Source organism: Microbacterium oleivorans (assembly GCF_013389665.1).
In the GTDB taxonomy this organism is placed as follows: Bacteria; Actinomycetota; Actinomycetes; order Actinomycetales; family Microbacteriaceae; genus Microbacterium; species Microbacterium oleivorans_C.
Genome location: NZ_CP058316.1, coordinates 1,108,652 through 1,124,874, shown reverse-complemented (window position 1 = coordinate 1,124,874; position 16,223 = coordinate 1,108,652). Strand labels below are relative to the sequence as shown.

The window sequence follows — 16,223 nt, the reverse complement described above, 5'->3', positions numbered from 1 at the left end:
CCCGCGGGCTGGGCACGCGCGGCTTTAAGCCGCGCGTGCCTCGGCTGTCAAGACGGTGATGGCGCACGGGCGGCCGGGTGAGACTGAGGCGAACGATCGAAGGAGACAGTCATGAACCGCGATCTACCCGAGGGCATCGTCGATCCCGATGGCGCCGGCGCCACGTCGCTGGCTGCCCAGGAAGCGAAGGACGACGCCGTGCGCGAGGCCGACACCCCCGCCGATGCGGCACCGGCCCCCGACGGCGACACCCCCGACGGCTTCGTCGAGAGCGCTGAGATCCAGCAGGGGCTCGACCCCGACCTGGTGACCGACGCGCAGGCGGAGGACGAGCGGTGAGCGGCGAAGCGGACGAGATCGACACGAGCGTCTCGGACTCTGCCACGCAAGACGCCCCCGAGACGGGTCGCGGCGGAACGCGTGCGACCTCGGCCGGGACGGACGGCGAGGTCACCCCGCCCCAGGCCGACACCCCGGTCTCGCCCGACGGCGAGCAGGATGGGCCCGCCCTCGCGATGCACACCACCGACGACGCCGAGCGCCTCGACGGGCTGCTCGCGCAGGTGCGTGCCGATCTCGCCGGACAGAACCGCTCGACGGTCGAACACGGTCTGCGGCAGCGGCTCGGCCAGGTCGGACTGCAGCTCGACGACGACGAGGTCGCACGCCTCGTCGACGAGCTGGCCGGGACGGACTGACACGGCTGTCGGACCGGGGATGTGCGGTCCGCGCCGCATCCGGAGCCGAACAGGTGAGCGGATGCGGGGACGAGCGCAAGGGCGGGGTGCGACATCCCGGACGGGCATAGCCTGTTCTCGATGAGCGACACGGCCACCATTCCCCTGTCGGTGCACCAGCGATGGCGGGCCTTCTGGGTCTGCGTCGCGGTCGCCGCCTTGACGATCCTCGACCTGACGAAAGTCAACGTCGCACTGCCCTCGATCGAGCAGGCGTTCGGCGCCGGGTCGACCGAGCTGCAGCTCATCGTGTCGGGATACGTGCTGACCTTCGGTCTCACGCTGGTTCCCGCGGGCCGCATCGGCGACCAGCGTTCGCGGCGCGCGCTGTTCATCGTCGGACTCACCCTCTTCGCCCTGACCAGCATCGTCTGCGCGCTCGCCCCCGACACCTCGACGCTGCTCGCGGCGCGCCTCGTCCAGGGCGTCGCGGCCGGCATCCAGATGCCCCAGGTGATCGGGCTGGCCCAGGAGATGTTCCAGGGTGCGGAGCGCGGGAAGGCATTCGGGCTCTTCGGCGCGACGATCGGCATCTCGACCGCGTTCGGCCCGACGCTCGGCGGCCTCATGATCGCGCTGGGCGGAGCCGACGACGGGTGGCGGTACATCTTCTGGATGAACGTGCCGCTGACGATCGCGGTGCTCGCGGGGGTGATCTGGCTGCTGCCCAAGACCCGCGAGTCGCGACCCGCGAGGCTGCAGCTCGATCCGGTGGGCCTGCTGCTGTTCGGCCTGGTCATCGTCGCGCTCATGGCGCCGTTCCTGCTGACCACGGGCTCACCCGACGACAACCCGCAGCGCTGGTGGCTGCTCGTGGCGTTCGCCGTCTTCGCGGCGGCTTTCGTGGGATGGGAGCGCCGCTACGCGGCATCCGGGCGTCACCCGCTGGTGCCGCTCAGCCTGTTCGCGATCTCGTCGTACCGCAACGGGACGCTGATCCAGGCGGTGTACTTCATGGCGCTGCCGGCCATGTTCCTGCTGACGACCCTGTTCCTCCAGCTCGGCGTCGGGCTGGCGCCGGTGTTCGCCGGAATGGTGTCGATCGGTTTCGCGGTGGCCAGCGCCGCGGCCTCCTACATCGGCGGCCGGGTCGTGACCCGCATCGGGCGACCGCTCGTGGTGTGGGGCCTCGTCATCATGCTGTCGGCCGTGATCGCGCTGACGCTCGTGGCGTACTTCGTGCCCCCCGGCATCGTCGAGATCGCCATGGCGGTGGTGCTGACGGTCGGCGGCTTCGGCGGTGGGCTGGTGATCTCGCCCAACCAGACGCTGACCTTGGCCGACATCCCGGTCAAGCAGGGCGGCCTGGCGGGCTCGGTGGGACAGCTCGTGCAGCGCATCGGAACCGCGGTCGGGACGGCCGTGGCGCTCTCGCTGTTCTACTCGACGGTCTACCGCGAGGACGACGGGGCGACGCCCGCGCTCGAGGTGTACCACGACGCCTACGCGTTCGGGATGATCTCGGTCGGGCTGTTCCTCGCGGTGGCGCTGGTGCTCGGTGTGAGCGACCTGTCGTCGCGTCGCCGCCGCGCTCGGCGCAGCTGACTCCGCGCCGCACCCGCGGGGCTCCCGGCGATGTCGGAGGGCTCTCCTAACCTGGATCGCATGCGGATCCTGCACACCTCCGACTGGCACATCGGGCGGACCTTCCACGGTCACTCCACGCTCGACGCGCTCCGAGGGGTGCTCGAGGCGCTCACCCGCCAGGTGAGCGAGAACGACGTCGACGTGGTGATCGTCGCCGGCGACGTGTTCGACTCCGCCGCGCCCGCGGCCGGATGCTATGCGCTGCTGACGGACGTCCTGCGCGGCATCGCCGACACCGGCGCTCAGGTCGTCGTCACCAGCGGCAACCACGACTCCGCCGCCCGGCTCGGCTTCCAGGCGGGCCTGCTGCGCGACGGCATCCACGTCCTCACCGATCCGAGCGCCGTCGGTTCGCCGGTGACGGTGACGGATGCCGCGGGGCCGGTGCACTTCTACGGGATCCCCTACCTCGAACCCGCGCTGCTGCGTCACCTGTGGCCCGAGGCGCGGTCGCAGGCCGCGGTGCTCGACCGGGCGATGGGACTGGTGCGCGACGACCTCGCCGCGCGCGGGGGCCGGTCGGTCGCGATCGCCCACTGCTTCGCGGCGGGGGTCGAGCCCACGCCCCACCTCGAGCGCGACATCCAGCAGGGCGGCCTCGACGTCGTCCCGCTCGCCACCTTCGCCGGCGTCGACTACACGGCACTCGGTCACATCCACGGACGGCAGCAGCTCGCGCCGTCCGTGCGGTACGCCGGTGCGCCGCTGCACTACAGCTTCGGCGAGGGCGACAAGCCCCGGGGCTCGTGGCTCGTCGAGCTCGACGCCGACGGTTTCGCGGGGGCCTCGTGGCTCGAGCTGCCGGTGCCGCGCCCCGTCGTCACGCTGCGCGCGCCTCTGGCCGACGTGCTCGCCGACCCCGCCTACGACCGGTTCGAGCAGGCGTGGCTGTGCGTGGAGTACACCGACGCGCTGCCCGAGCGCGACCCGATGCGTCGCCTGCAGGAACGGTTCCCGTTCTGCGCGAAGGTCGTCCACGTCCCGGCGGCGGCCGCCGAACGCGAGAGTCTCACCTACGTCGAACGCGTGCGCGCTGCGCGCAGCGACGCCGAGCTCGTCGAGGCCTTCCTCGTGCACGTGCGCGAGGGTGCCGGTGCCGACGACCGCGAGCGCGAGCTCCTCGCCGATGTCCTCGACGAGCGGGTGCGCGTCGAGGCGCTCGCGTGAAGCTCCACCGGCTCGAACTCACCGGTTTCGGCCCGTTCCGGGAACGGCAGACAGTCGACTTCGATGCCTTCGACCGCGACGGTGTCTTCCTGATCTCGGGGCGCACGGGCGCGGGCAAGTCGAGCATCCTCGACGGAGTGAGCTTCGCCCTGTACGGATCGGTGCCGCGCTACGAGAGCGGCGAGCGGCGGCTGCGCAGCGACCACAGCTTCCTCGGCGATCCCACGGACGTGCGCCTGGAGTTCACCGTGGGCGACCGGCGCTGGCGGGTGACGCGCGCGCCCGATTACGAGCGTCCCGCGAAGCGCGGTGACAAGCTGACGACCGAACCCGCGCGCGCGGAGCTCGACGAGCTCGTCGGCGGCACCTGGGTGGGGCGCGCGGCGAAGCCCCGCGAGGTCGGACTGCTGCTCGACGAGGTGCTCGGGCTGAACGCGCAGCAGTTCCAGCAGGTGATCCTGCTCGCCCAGAACAAGTTCTCGCGCTTCCTGCTCGCCCGCAACGACGAGCGCCAGCAGCTGCTGCGCACGTTGTTCGGCACGCGCCGGTTCGAGCAGTACAAGGACGATCTCGAGCAGCGCCGTCGCGCGGCGCAGCGCGAGCTGGAGGCCGCCGGCGACCAGACCCGCACGCTTCTCGAGCTGGCCGAAGCCGCCGGTGCCGCTCCGGACGGCCGCCCCGCGGGGGAGGGCGAGGCCGATGACCGCTCCCGCGCGCATCCTCGCCCGGCCGACCTCGATCTCGCCGCGCGTCGCGACGCCGTCGTGCGCGCGCACCAGCGCGCACTGTACGCGGTGGAGCAGGCCGCGCAGCTGCAGGAGCAGGCCGACGCCGAGCATGTCCGTGTCGCCGCCGCGCACGCCGAGCTCGTCGATCGCGTTCGCACGCTCGACGACCTCGCGTCCGCGCGGGCGCGGATGGACCGGCTCGACGCCGATGCGCCGAGCATCGCCGCGGACTCTCGTCGGATCGAGCGCGCGCGTACCGCCGAGGTGCTGCGGGCGACCCTCGAGGTCGCCGAGCGTGCCGAGGCCGCCGTCGCCACGGCGCGCGCCGACGTCGACGGCGCCGACGAGCGGTGGCGCGACGCGGGTGGCGACCTCGACGGAGATCTCGCGGCCACCGTCGAGGCACTCACCGGTGACATCGCACGGTGGACGGATGCGGCCGCCCGCGAGCGCGAGCTCATCCGCGCCGCCGCCGATCGAGAGGCGTGCGAGAGGTCAGCCGCCGATCTCGCCGCCCAGCTCGCCGGGCTGGACGAGCAGCACTCCCGCGTCCCCGCCGAGCGCGAGCGGCTCGAGGCCGAACATGCGACGGCATCGGTCGAGGCCGCGCGCGTCGACGACCTGCGAACGCGCCGCGACGAGCTGGCCGCCCAGTCCGAGGCCGCCTCGACCGCCCGGCGACTGGCCGATGACCTCGCCGCAGCCGAGACCTCGTACCTCGAGGCCAGTGCGCGCGCCGACGCGGCGGGCGCCGCCGTGACCGAGCTGCTGCGGCGACGTTTCGCCGGTCGGGCGGCCGAGCTGGCGGCCGAGCTCGTCGACGGCGAGCGGTGTCCGGTGTGCGGTGCCGTCGAGCACCCGCATCCCGCCCCCGCGGCCCGTGATCTGGTGACCGACGACGATCTCGCAGGCGCGGAGCACCGCCGCGACATCGCCGTCACGGCCGCGCAGACGGCGGGGGAACGGGCGGCGGGTATCCGCGCCGAGCAGGCCGCGGCGGCCGCTCGAGCCGCCGGTCGCACCGTCGACGACCTCGCCGCCGCGAGCGCCGTCGCCGCCGAGGCACTCGATCGGGCCGTCCAGGCGTCGACGCGCGCGACCGAGCTCACCGCCCAGCGGGCGGCGCTCGACGAGCTCGACGCGGCGGCGAGCGTCGAACGGGACCGCCTGGGCGACGCCCTCGCCCGGGCTCGCGAGCAGATGGCGGCCACATCGGCGACGGTCGCACGGCTGGAGAAGGACGTCGCCGAGGCCCGCGGCGACGCCGCGACGGTCGCCGATCGCCTGGCGGCGGCCCGCGAGCATCGCGATCTCGTGCGTGCCGCGCTGGAGGCCCGCAGCAGGCTCGCCGAGCGCGAGCGTGCCGCGCAGACCGCCCTCGCCGACCGTTTCGAGCGCGTCGCCGCATCCGATTTCGACGACCCCGACGCGGTACGCGCGGCTCTTGTGCCGGCAACCGATCTCGCGTCGCTCGAGAACCGTCTCGCCGAGCACACCGCCGACGTCTCGGCGACGCGGGCGCGCCTGCTCGAGCTCGAGCTCGCCGCCGCCGGCCTCGGCGACGAACGACCCGACCTGGAGGCCTCGAGCGCGCGGGTCGCCGCCGCCGACGCCGCGCGGGGAGCCGCCATCGCGGCGCACCGCGACGCGGTCCACGCCACCGACCGGCTGCGCGATCTCCTCGTGCGCATCGACGAGTCGTTCGCCGTGGTGGCCGAGCGCGCCGAGAGCACTGCGGCCGTCACACGCCTCGCCGACACCGTGGCCGGACGCGCGCCCAACACGCGCAAGATGGACCTCGAGACGTTCGTGCTGGCGGCGGAGCTCGAAGAGATCGTCGCCGCGGCGAACCTCCGCCTGCGCGACATGTCGTCGGGCCGCTACACGCTGCACCACAGCGATGCGTTGCAGGCGCGGGGCGCCGCATCGGGCCTGGCGCTCGAGGTGCTCGATGCGCACACCGGTCGGCTGCGGTCGCCCCAGTCGCTCTCCGGCGGTGAGACCTTCCTCGCCTCGCTCGCCCTCGCACTGGGGCTCGCCGAGGTCGTCACCGGCCGCGCCGGCGGCATCCGTCTCGACACCCTCTTCGTCGACGAGGGCTTCGGTTCGCTCGACCCCGAGACCCTCGAGCTGGCGATGCGCACGCTCGACGAGCTTCGGGCGGGCGGGCGCACGGTGGGCGTCATCAGCCATGTAGAGGGGATGAAGGAGCAGCTCGCCGCGCAGATCGTCGTCGAGGCGACCCGTGAGGGGCCGAGCATCATCCGTCAGGACGCTCGCAGCGACGATCGGTAGGATGCGGGCGTGAGGACTTTCTGGACCGTCGTCGGAGTGATCGCTGCGATCCTGATCGCCTGGGTGGTCGTCGACGTGGTGCTGCGTCTCGCGGTCTTCGCCGTGAAGCTCGGCCTCGTCGCCGTCGTGGCGCTCGTGGTGTTCCTGCTGCTGCGCCGGCTGTTCGCCCGTCGCGGCGATCAGACCCCGTAGTCGTTGCGGACGCGTGCGTACAGCGCCGCGCTGCACGCCGCAACCGCATCGTCCCAGCCCGTCGTCGCGCCGTCCTGCGCGTCGTCCGAGACGGCCTTGAGCACGCGGATCGGGATGCCGAACCGCTGCGCCACCCAGATGTAGACGTAGGTCTCCATGTCGACGAGCTCGGCGCCGAGCGAGCGGATCAGCTCGACCGCCTCGGCGTCGTCGACGAACACGTCGCCCGTCGCGATCGTGACGCCGCTCGAGCCGGTCTCGACGCGCTCGGGCATCGAGAGGTGACGGCCGCGCACCCCGGCGAGGTCGAAGACGTCGTGCTGGACCGCTGCTGCGATCTCGTAGATCCCCGGACCGAGTGCGCCGCCCACGGCCCCGGCCGTTCCCACGACGACGACCTCGTCGTAGTCGGCGCGATCGAGGGCCCGGGTGAGCTCGTGCGCGGCGGGCAGCTTTCCGGGGCCCGTGAGCAGGATGTCGAAGCCCGGGATGCGGTCGGGGAACGCCGCGAGCTCGTCCCGGTGGGCGACGACGAGCAGACGCTGTCCGCTCATGCCCCGCCTCCGGCGACGATGCCGAGGATGCCCGAGATCAGCATGTACGCGCCGACCCCGCCGGCCACGACCCAGATCGCGATGCGTGCCGAGGTCGGACGTTTGCCGCCGTCGTTGTCGAAGCTCATCCCGTCAGCCTAGGCGAGGGGCGCCGCCCGCCGGGCTCGCTTAAGCCCGGCCGACGACCCTGGCGCCTGCGGCAGGGCTCGCTAGACTCGCCGGTGAGGTCAGACCATCGACAGGCGGGAGCTGGCGACATGCAGACGGTACTTCTCGACACTCCGACGGGCATCACGGCGCGGTTGGGCTGGGACCCCGCGATCACGGTGCACGACCGACGACGGATGATCGCGCGCGAGGTGGTCGCGGCGGAGCTGCGCTGCGACGAGAAGGACGTCCGCATCGAACGGGAGGCCCCCCGCGGTTTCGGCTACCACACGCGCCTGGTGGCCTCGCGCAACGGCACGGAGGTGCCTCTCCTGGTCACGACGGCGAGCTACCGCGCTGCCACGGTGGTCGCGATCAGCGACCCGGGGCTGCCGATCGGCATCGACATCCGCGACGCCCATCCCGAACCCGCCGACCTCGCGCGTATGCGCAAGCACTCGCGTCTGTTCTCCTCGGCCGACACCCTCGACCTGATCGACCACTGGGTGCACGTGCAGGCCGTGCTCGAGGCGGACGGCCGTGGCGTGCGCGTGGCTCCCGAGCAGGTGCGACTCGACCCGGGCCGACACCGGGGCTGGATTCCCGATCGCAACATGCGCTACTCGCTGGTCGACGTCTCGCGCGACGGCTGGATCATCACCCTCGCGTACGGCACGCTCCCGGTCGGCTGAGCGCGGGTCGCTCGCGCCTCAGTCGACCAGGTCGGGGAGTGCCCGCCGCAGCTCGGCCAGCCAGGCCGTCGCGTTGCCGTCGGACGGCGCCCGCCAGTCGCCGCGGGGCGACAGCGAACCCGCCGCCGCGACCTTCGGTCCGTTGGGGATCGCGCTGCGTTTGAACTGCGCGAACCCGAAGAAGCGCTTCAGGAAGACCTGCAGCCAGTGGGCGATCTCGGGCAGGTCGTAGGCGTAGCGCTCGTCGAGGGGGAAACCGGCCGGCCAGTCGCCGGCATCCGCGTCCGACCACGCGTGCTGTGCGAGGAAGGCGATCTTCGACGGACGGAACCCGTAGCGCAGCACATGGTGCAGCGCGAAGTCGTGGAGGGCGTACGGGCCGATCGTCGACTCGGTGGACTGCACCTTGCCGTCCTCGCCCGCCGGAACCAGCTCCGGGCTGATCTCGGTGTCGAGCACCGACTGCAGCACCGCGACCGCCTCGTCGGTGAGGTCGGTGCCGGTGCCCTCGCGGTGCGCGATGACCCAGCGAATGATGTGCTGGATCAGAGTCTTGGGGACGCCGGAGTTGACCGCGTAGTGGCTCATGTGGTCGCCCACGCCGTACGTCGCCCAGCCGAGGGCGAGCTCCGACAGGTCGGAGGTGCCGATCACGATCCCGCCCAGACGGTTGGCGAGGCGGAACAGGAAGTCGGTGCGCACCCCCGCCTGCACGTTCTCGAACGTCACGTCGTACACCGGCTCGCCCGAAGCGTAGGGGTGCCCGATCCCGCGCAGCAGCTCACCGGCCGCGGGGCGGATGTCGATCGTCTCGATCGTCGCGCCGACGGCCTCGGCGAGGGCGACGGCGTTGGACCTCGTGTGGTCGCTCGTGGCGAATCCGGGCATCGTGTACGCCAGGATGTCGCTGCGCGGCCGTCCCATGCGGTCCATCGCCCGCGCCACCACGAGCAGGGCGTGCGTGGAGTCGAGGCCACCCGAGACGCCGATCACCGGGCGCGGTCCGCCGATCGCGCGCATGCGCTGCTCGAGCCCCGAGACCTGGATGTTGAACGCCTCGTAGCAGTCCTGGTCGAGTCGGGCCGGATCGTCGGGGACGAACGGGAACCGATCGAGCACCCGGCGCAGGCCGATGTCCTCGGCGGGCGGGTTCAGGAACGTCTCGACGGTGAGGAAGTCCGTGGCCGTCGAGCGCCGGTTGTCGTCGAAGGTGCCCTGTCGGAAGCGGTCCTGCCGCAGACGGTCGAGGTCGACGTCGGCCACGCTGCGGCGCGGACCGTCGGGGAAGCGCTCGGTCTCGGCCAGCAGCGATCCGCCCTCGTAGATCATCGTCTGGCCGTCCCACGACACGTCGTTCGTCGACTCGCCGAGCCCGGCCGCGGCGTAGGCGTAGGCGGCGAGGCAGCGCAGCGACTGCGACTGCACGAGCGTGCGCCGGTCGTCGGCGCGGCCGATCGTGATCGGGGAGCCCGAGAGGTTCACCAGCACCGTCGCGCCCGCCAGCGCCGCACGCGAGGACGGAGGCACCGGCACCCAGACGTCCTCGCAGACCTCGGCGTGCAGCACCAGGCCCGGAACGTCGCGCACGTCGAAGAGCAGGTTCGTGCCGAACACCGCCTCATGTTCGCCGATGCGGACGCCCTCGCCGTCCCACTCCTCGCCGGCGGCGTACCAGCGGCGCTCGTAGAACTCCCGGTAGGTGGGGATGTGCGCCTTGGGGGCGACCCCGAGGATCGCGCCGCGGTGGATGACGACGGCGCAGTTGTAGAGGCGGTTGCGGTGGCGCAGCGGCGCCCCGACGACCAGAACCGGCATCAGGTCGGCGGAGGCCGCGACGATGCGCTCGATGGCCGCCTCGACGGCATCCAGCACCGCGTCCTGGAGCACGAGGTCCTCGATCGCGTAGCCGGTCAGGCACAGCTCGGGGAACACCGCGATCGCCACCGACTCGGCGTCGCAGGCGCGTGCTTCGGCGAGTACCGCGTCGGCGTTGGCCGCGGGGTCGGCGATCGCCACCGGTATGGTGCAGGCGGCGACCCGTGCGAAGCCGTGGGCATAGGCGCTGGCGAAGGGGAGCGGGGTGGTCACCCTCCCCAGTGTGGCACCGGCGTCGGCGGTGTCGCACCCCGCGGCTAGGGTCGTTGAACGGAAGGGGATCATGCGATACATCGAGGACGAGGGCCGCATCGTGTGGAGCGCGAGCGACCTGAAGGCAGCCGCCGAGTGCGAGTTCGCGTGGCTGCGGGCCATCGACGCCAAGCTCGGTCGGGTCGCTCCCGTCGATGATCCCGTCGACCTGACGCTCGAGCGCGCGGGTCGCCTCGGCGATCAGCACGAGCGCCGCGTGCTCGCGGCCTACCAGCGCGATCTGCCGGGCGAGGTGGCGGTGGTCCCCGAGACCCGTTCGTCCGACGCGGCCGGCCTGGCCGAGGCCGTCCGCCTCACGCGTGAGGCCCTCGCCTCCGACGCGCGGGTCGTGTACCAGGCGGCGTTCTCCGATGCCGACTTCGTCGGATTCGCCGACTTCCTCGTGCGCGACGAGGCCGGGCGCTGGGTCGTGCAGGACACCAAGCTCGCGCGGCACGCCCGGGTCACCGCGCTGATGCAGCTCGAGGCCTACGCCGTCCAGCTCGACCGCGAGGGCGTGTCGGTGGCAGACCACGTCGAGCTGCTCCTCGGCGACGGCACGGTGTCGCGGCACGCGCGCGCCGACATCGGTCCCGTCTTCCGGCTGCGGAGGGAACGACTGCGCGCTCTGATCGCCGACCGCGACCTCGCCGCCGGAGCGGCCGGTGCGCCACTGGCGTGGGGCGATGACCGGGGCGAGCTCCGGATCCTCGCGTGCGGGCGGTGCGCCACCTGCGACCTCCAGGTCGTGGCGTCGCGCGACCTGCTGCTGGTGGCCGGGATGCGCCCGATCCAGCGCGAGCGACTGCGCGCGGCCGGTGTGACCACCATCGACGAGCTCGCCTCGGCCCGCGAGGCCCCGCCCCGGATGTCGTGGGACGCCTTCTCGGGCCTGCGCACCCAGGCCCGCCTGCAGCTCGTGAGCCCGGCCGGTGGCATCCCGCGAGACGCCGCGCCGTCCGCGGACGATCATGCTGCGGCGGTCGGGACCGGCACTGCGGTCCCGACGTACGAGGTCGTGTTCGCCAAGGCCCTCGGAGCGCTGCCGCGGCCCGATCGGGGCGATCTGTTCTTCGACTTCGAGGGCGATCCGCTCTACACCGAGGGTGCCGCCCAGCACTGGGGGATCGACTACCTGTTCGGATGGGTCGATCAGGACGAGCAGTACTCGGCACTGTGGGCCCACACCTTCGACGACGAGAGACGTGCCTTCGAGACGTTCCTGCAGATGATCGATGTGCAGCGGGCGGCCCACCCGGGCATGCACATCTACCACTACGCCCCGTATGAGCCCACGCATCTGCTGGCGATGGCGGCGCGTTACGGCGTCGGTGAGGCTGCGGTCGACCGGCTGCTGCGCGACGGCGTCTTCGTCGACCTCTACCCGATCGTCCGGCGTGCGCTGCGCGTCGGGTCGCGCTCCTACTCGATCAAGAAGCTCGAGCCGCTCTACATGGGCGCCGAGGTGCGCACGAGCGATGTGCAGAAGGGCGACGACTCGATCGTCCGGTACGTCGAGGCCCGCGCGCTCGCCGACGTCGGCGAGCGGGAGGCGGCGGATCGCATCCTCGCCGACCTGGCCGACTACAACCGCTACGACTGCGTCTCCACGCGTCGCCTGCGCGACTGGCTCGTCGATCGCGCCCGCGAGGCCCAGTTGCGCCCGTCCGCCGACGTCGAGCCCGAAGAGCGCGCCTACGAGCCCTCGCCCCGGGCCGCCGCCCTCGGTCGCCTCGCCGATGCGGCGGCCGACGAGGACACCGCGGCGCGGGAGGCGCCCGCCGCGGTCGCCCTGCGGCTCGGCGCCGCCGCGATCGACTACTACCCTCGGGAGGCGAAGTCTTTCTGGGCCACGCACTTCCTGCGCCTGCGCGAGCCGCTGTCGATGTGGGACGAGACCCGCGACGTGGTCTCCGTCGCACCAGACCGCAGCGGCGTCGTCGAGGACTGGCACCGGCCCGAGGGAGCCCGAACCGACCGCAGGCTGATCGAACTGCGCGGGGATGTGGCCCCGGGGACGCGCCTCGCGGTCGACTCGTCGCCGTTCGCCCTCTACGAGACGCCGGCTCCTTTCCCCACCGAGCCGCGCCCGCGCTTCATCCATGCGGATCGCCGCGTGCGGATCGTCGAGGTGCTCGACGACGGCGCGGTGGTCGAGGAGCTCGCGCTCGGCGGGTTCACGTGGTCCGAGCTGCCGATCGCGCTCACCCCGGCGGCGCCCCCGCCGGCGGGAAGCCAGCAGGCGGCCATCGACGCCTGGGCCGACACGGTGATCGCCGCGGCGCCCGTCCTCCCGGCCGACCCGGCCACCGACCTGTTGCTGCGCCGCGCGCCCCGCACCCTCGGCGGCGCGCTCGTCCGGGGCAGCAGCGACGATGTGTCCGACATCGCCCGCACCATCCTCGATCTCGACCGGAGCTATCTCGCGGTGCAGGGGCCCCCCGGCACCGGCAAGACCTACGTCGGATCCCACGTGGTGGCCGAGCTCGTGCGCGAACGCGGCTTCCGCGTCGGGGTCGTCGCGCAATCCCACGCCGTCGTCGAGAACATGCTCGACCGCATCGCGGCCGCGGGCGTTCCCCGAGCGCAGATCGGCAAGGCCGTCAAGGGCGAGCCGTCGGGCGACGAAGCGTTCACCGTGATCGCCAAGAACGGCGTGGCCGATTTCACCGCATCCCGGCCCGACGGTTTCGTCGTCGGCGGCACGGCCTGGGATCTCACGCATGCCGGGCGCATCCCACGGGGGAGCCTCGACCTGCTCGTGATCGACGAGGCCGGGCAGTTCTCGCTCGCCTCCACGATCGCTGTCTCGGTGGCGGCACCGCGGCTGCTGCTGCTGGGCGACCCGCAGCAGCTTCCGCAGGTGAGTCAGGGCACCCACCCCGAGCCCGTCGACACATCGGCCCTCGGCTGGATCATGGACGGCGCGCACGTCGTCCCCGAGGAGCGCGGCTTCTTCCTCGCCGAGACGCGTCGCATGAGGCCGGAGGTCGCCCGGCCCGTGTCGGTGCTGTCGTACGACGGCAAGCTCGCCGCGCACCCCTCGACGGCGTCGCGATCGCTCGACGGTGTTCCCGCGGGTGTCGTGCCGCTGCCGTTGCGTCATCGACGCAACGCGACCGCGTCGCCCGAGGAGGCGGAGCGGGTGGTCGATCTGGTCCGCGATCTCGTGGCGCGCTCCTGGACACCCGACGACGGCGCCGTCGCCCGTGCGCTCACGCCGCGCGACATCATCGTGGTCACGCCCTACAACGCGCAGCAGGTGCTCGTGGAGGAGGCGCTTTCTGCTGCAGGCTTCGCGGACGTCCCCGTCGGGACGGTCGACAGGTTCCAGGGGCAGGAGGCCGCGGTGGCGATCGTCTCGCTCGCCGCCTCATCCGGGCGAGACGCCCCCCGCGGGCTCGAGTTCCTGCTGCTGCAGAACCGGCTCAACGTCGCGGTTTCGCGCGCGCAGCACACGGCATACGTCGTCTACGGCACCGGCATCCTCGACGATCTTCCCCGCACGCCCGAAGGGGTGGCGCGGATGAGCGCTTTCGCGCGCCTCGTCGGCGTGGCCTGATCGATCGGATGCCGCGGGCCGGGCGGCACCCAGGGGGATCAGCCGACGGTGCCGTACAGGCGGTCGCCCGCGTCGCCGAGACCCGGGACGATGTAGCCCCGCTCGTCGAGCCGCTCGTCGAGCGAGCCCAGCACGAGGGTGACATCGCGGTCGCCGACCTGCCGTTCGATGGCGGCGACACCCTCGGGCGCCGCGAGGATGCAGATCGCGGTGACGTCCTGAGCCCCGCGCTGGAAGATGAAGTCGATGGCCGCGCCGAGCGAGCCGCCGGTCGCGAGCATCGGGTCGAGCACGAAGCACTGCCGGTCGCTGAGGTCGTCGGGAAGCCGCTCCGCATAGGTCGTCGGCTCGAACGTGACCTCGTTGCGCGCCATGCCGAGGAAGCCGACCTCGGCCGTCGGGAGCAGCTTGGTCATGCCCTCGAGCATGCCGAGCCCGGCGCGGAGGATCGGCACCACCAACGGGCGCGGGCGGGCGATCGCCAGGCCCGTGGTGCGGGTGACGGGGGTCTCGATCTCGACCTGCTCGGTCCGCACGTTGCGCGTGGCCTCGTAGGCGAGCAGCGTCACGAGCTCTTCGGTGAGCTGGCGGAACACCGGCGAGGGGGTGTTCTTGTCGCGGAGCACCGAGAGCTTGTGGGTGATGAGGGGGTGGTCGGCGACGTGAACACGCATGGCTCGATCCTACGCGGCCGGCCCGGTGCGCCCCGGCCCTACGCTGGAGCGGTGACCCTGCCGGCATCCTCGGACGATCTGCGCGCCATGGCGCGTGCGCTCGAACTGGCGCAGGCGGCGGCAGCCGAGGGTGAGATCCCCGTCGGTGCCGTCGTCAGGGACGCCCGCGGAACCGTGATCGGTGAGGGTCGCAATCGGCGCGAGACGACGGGTGATCCGACCGCTCACGCGGAGGTCGTCGCCCTGCGCGCCGCGGCGCAGGCGATCGGGTCGTGGAACCTCACCGGGTGCACCCTCACCGTCACACTCGAGCCGTGTCTGATGTGCGCGGGCGCGCTGCTGCAGGCGCACGTGTCGCGACTCGTGTTCGGGGCGTGGGACGACAAGGCCGGCGCGGCCGGTTCGCAGTACGACGTGGTGCGCGACCGTCGGCTGCCCGTGCGGGCCGAGGTCGTCGCGGGCGTGCAGGCGGACGCCGCATCCGCCCTGCTGCGCGAGTTCTTCGAGCGCCGTCGCTGAGGCACCCGGTCGAGACGCCGGGCGGACGGCCGCGAACGGGCGAGTCGGGCCGTCGGCGGCTCAGTCCCAGGAGCTGAGGATGATCGCCTCGGTGGGCGGGGCGGGCGAGATCGGGGTGCCCAGGTAGCCGATCGTCGACAGGATCGCGGTGCGCACCTTGCCCGGGCGCTCCAGGTGCACGGCGTGGCCGACGCCCTCGATCACGACCTCGGTGACCCGTCCTCCCGCGGCGCGGTAGCGGTCGAAGACCGCGCGGGTCTGGGTCACCATCTGCTGCGCCGGCGCCACCTCGACGCCTGGCCAGCCGGGGATCGCCCCGATTTCGCCGAGATGACCGCTCTCGGCGAACGATCCGTCGGCCACGACGACGTCGGCACCGCCGCGGATCCACAGGATCGGTGGCGCGTCGTACCCTGCGCCCGTGTCCGCGATGGCCGAGACGTCGAAGTTCGCCGGAGCGAGGGCGTTCTGCACGCCGAGGCGCCCGGCCGCGAACCCGGGCCAGTTCTCGCTCGGCACGCTGTCTCCGGGGTAGTTGCCCTCCGCGGTGGAGGTCGACAGCATCGCCTCGATCCAGGTGTCCTCGTTGTCGGACTCGTAGTCGGGTGAGACGAAGGTGGTGCGGAAGACGGAGCGGGCAGAGCCGTCCTCGTCGCCGTCGTCGCGCGCGGTGAGGCGTTCGACCACGATGCGGCTGATGGCGCCGCCGCCGCATCCGGCGTCGTCCTCGGTGAGGCGCGTGCCGTCGATGTCGGTCCCGCCGAATCCGTAGGGCGAGATCGGAGAGATCAGGCTCAGCGAGAGGACGCGATGATCGAGCGCGTACTGCAGGGCGACGGCCGCCCCGAGCCCCCAGCCGACGAGGTGGACGGTCTCGAGGTCCAGCGCCTCGAGCGTCGCGTGCAGGTCGTCCGAGAAGTCTCGGACACCGCGGGTGGCATCCACCGGCGCGTGCTCGGTGCCGCCGAAACCGCGCAGGTCCACGGCGATCGGACGGACATCGCTCGGAAGGTCCTCGATGATCTCCTGCCAGAAGAGGCTCGAGCCCGGAGCGGCGTGCAGCAGCACGAGGGTGCGGTCTGCCGGCGTGGCCGGGTCGTCACCGGCGCGCTCGAGGATGTTCACCGCCAAGCGCGCGGTCTCGATCGTGCGTGGCGTGATGCCGTCGAAGAGGGGCATGGCGGGATCCTTCGCTCTGCGCGGCGAGCGCTTCCGCGCCCGCGGACGTCTCGACTCTACCGC

At 72.5% G+C, this 16,223-nt stretch carries 14 protein-coding genes; 9 read left to right on the top strand and 5 right to left on the bottom strand.

Features of this window, described 5'->3' with window-relative positions:
• The first annotated feature begins 111 nt into the window (after positions 1-111).
• The 6 genes from HW566_RS05530 (at position 112) to HW566_RS05505 (ending at position 6,706) form a co-directional block, all read left to right on the top strand.
• Positions 112-339, top strand: coding sequence for a hypothetical protein (locus HW566_RS05530; protein ID WP_178011094.1), 228 nt, complete (start codon positions 112-114; stop codon positions 337-339).
• Positions 336-698, top strand: a complete 363-nt coding sequence (locus tag HW566_RS16020; RefSeq protein ID WP_178011092.1) for a hypothetical protein — start codon at positions 336-338, stop codon at positions 696-698. Before HW566_RS05530 ends, HW566_RS16020 begins: the two co-directional genes overlap by 4 nt.
• A 120-nt stretch (positions 699-818) precedes the next feature.
• A complete protein-coding gene (locus HW566_RS05520) occupies positions 819-2,282 on the top strand; it encodes an MFS transporter (protein ID WP_178011090.1) in 1,464 nt (487 codons plus the stop codon).
• Between the two features lie 60 nt (positions 2,283-2,342).
• Positions 2,343-3,491 carry an exonuclease SbcCD subunit D gene (locus tag HW566_RS05515; RefSeq protein WP_178011088.1) on the top strand — a complete coding sequence of 383 codons (1,149 nt, stop codon included), beginning with the start codon at positions 2,343-2,345 and terminating at the stop codon, positions 3,489-3,491.
• Entirely contained in the window at positions 3,488-6,514 is a 3,027-nt protein-coding gene (locus HW566_RS05510; RefSeq protein ID WP_178011086.1) for an AAA family ATPase, read from the top strand. The genes HW566_RS05515 and HW566_RS05510 overlap by 4 nt, the downstream gene beginning before the upstream one ends.
• Before the next feature lie 9 nt (positions 6,515-6,523).
• Complete coding sequence (locus HW566_RS05505) at positions 6,524-6,706, top strand: hypothetical protein (protein ID WP_178011085.1); 183 nt, start codon at positions 6,524-6,526, stop codon at positions 6,704-6,706.
• Here the strand turns inward: HW566_RS05505 and HW566_RS05500 are convergent.
• On the bottom strand, positions 6,694-7,260 hold the full coding sequence (locus HW566_RS05500) for a phosphorylase family protein (RefSeq protein WP_178011084.1): 567 nt from the start codon (positions 7,258-7,260) through the stop codon (positions 6,694-6,696). The two genes, HW566_RS05505 and HW566_RS05500, sit on opposite strands and share 13 nt — an antisense overlap.
• A complete protein-coding gene (locus tag HW566_RS16015) occupies positions 7,257-7,388 on the bottom strand; it encodes a hypothetical protein (protein WP_256728881.1) in 132 nt (43 codons plus the stop codon). Before HW566_RS16015 ends, HW566_RS05500 begins: the two co-directional genes overlap by 4 nt.
• A gap of 129 nt (positions 7,389-7,517) precedes the next feature.
• Between HW566_RS16015 and HW566_RS05495 the strand changes: the two genes are divergently transcribed.
• Complete coding sequence (locus HW566_RS05495) at positions 7,518-8,099, top strand: hypothetical protein (RefSeq protein ID WP_178011082.1); 582 nt, start codon at positions 7,518-7,520, stop codon at positions 8,097-8,099.
• 18 nt (positions 8,100-8,117) lie between these two features.
• On the opposite strand, the gene HW566_RS05490 is transcribed toward HW566_RS05495, so the two are convergent.
• Entirely contained in the window at positions 8,118-10,187 is a 2,070-nt protein-coding gene (locus HW566_RS05490; protein WP_178011080.1) for an NAD(+) synthase, read from the bottom strand.
• 70 nt (positions 10,188-10,257) lie between these two features.
• Between HW566_RS05490 and HW566_RS05485 the strand changes: the two genes are divergently transcribed.
• Positions 10,258-13,788 carry a TM0106 family RecB-like putative nuclease gene (locus HW566_RS05485; RefSeq protein ID WP_178011079.1) on the top strand — a complete coding sequence of 1,177 codons (3,531 nt, stop codon included), beginning with the start codon at positions 10,258-10,260 and terminating at the stop codon, positions 13,786-13,788.
• A gap of 38 nt (positions 13,789-13,826) precedes the next feature.
• Here the strand turns inward: HW566_RS05485 and upp are convergent, their stop codons facing one another.
• Positions 13,827-14,462 carry a uracil phosphoribosyltransferase gene (upp, locus tag HW566_RS05480; RefSeq protein ID WP_178011077.1) on the bottom strand — a complete coding sequence of 212 codons (636 nt, stop codon included), beginning with the start codon at positions 14,460-14,462 and terminating at the stop codon, positions 13,827-13,829.
• A gap of 87 nt (positions 14,463-14,549) precedes the next feature.
• Between upp and HW566_RS05475 the strand changes: the two genes are divergently transcribed.
• Positions 14,550-14,981: a nucleoside deaminase gene (locus tag HW566_RS05475; RefSeq protein ID WP_178014714.1), complete on the top strand. Its 432-nt coding sequence runs from the start codon at positions 14,550-14,552 to the stop codon at positions 14,979-14,981.
• Between the two features lie 60 nt (positions 14,982-15,041).
• On the opposite strand, the gene HW566_RS05470 is transcribed toward HW566_RS05475, so the two are convergent.
• The gene (locus HW566_RS05470) at positions 15,042-16,160 is read right to left on the bottom strand and encodes an alpha/beta fold hydrolase (protein WP_178011075.1); all 1,119 of its coding nucleotides are present in this window, start codon (positions 16,158-16,160) and stop codon (positions 15,042-15,044) included.
• Positions 16,161-16,223 lie beyond the last annotated feature (63 nt).

Bases quoted from the DNA above. Each gene is read 5' to 3' on its own strand.
- HW566_RS05530 (WP_178011094.1), top strand. From the start codon at position 112: ATGAACCGCGATCTACCCGAGGGCATCGTCGATCCCGATGGCGCCGGC.
- HW566_RS05520 (WP_178011090.1), top strand. From the start codon at position 819: ATGAGCGACACGGCCACCATTCCCCTGTCGGTGCACCAGCGATGGCGG.
- HW566_RS05515 (WP_178011088.1), top strand. From the start codon at position 2,343: ATGCGGATCCTGCACACCTCCGACTGGCACATCGGGCGGACCTTCCAC.
- HW566_RS05500 (WP_178011084.1), bottom strand. From the start codon at position 7,260: ATGAGCGGACAGCGTCTGCTCGTCGTCGCCCACCGGGACGAGCTCGCG.
- HW566_RS16015 (WP_256728881.1), bottom strand. From the start codon at position 7,388: ATGAGCTTCGACAACGACGGCGGCAAACGTCCGACCTCGGCACGCATC.
- HW566_RS05495 (WP_178011082.1), top strand. From the start codon at position 7,518: ATGCAGACGGTACTTCTCGACACTCCGACGGGCATCACGGCGCGGTTG.
- HW566_RS05485 (WP_178011079.1), top strand. From the start codon at position 10,258: ATGCGATACATCGAGGACGAGGGCCGCATCGTGTGGAGCGCGAGCGAC.
- upp (WP_178011077.1), bottom strand. From the start codon at position 14,462: ATGCGTGTTCACGTCGCCGACCACCCCCTCATCACCCACAAGCTCTCG.
- HW566_RS05475 (WP_178014714.1), top strand. From the start codon at position 14,550: ATGGCGCGTGCGCTCGAACTGGCGCAGGCGGCGGCAGCCGAGGGTGAG.
- HW566_RS05470 (WP_178011075.1), bottom strand. From the start codon at position 16,160: ATGCCCCTCTTCGACGGCATCACGCCACGCACGATCGAGACCGCGCGC.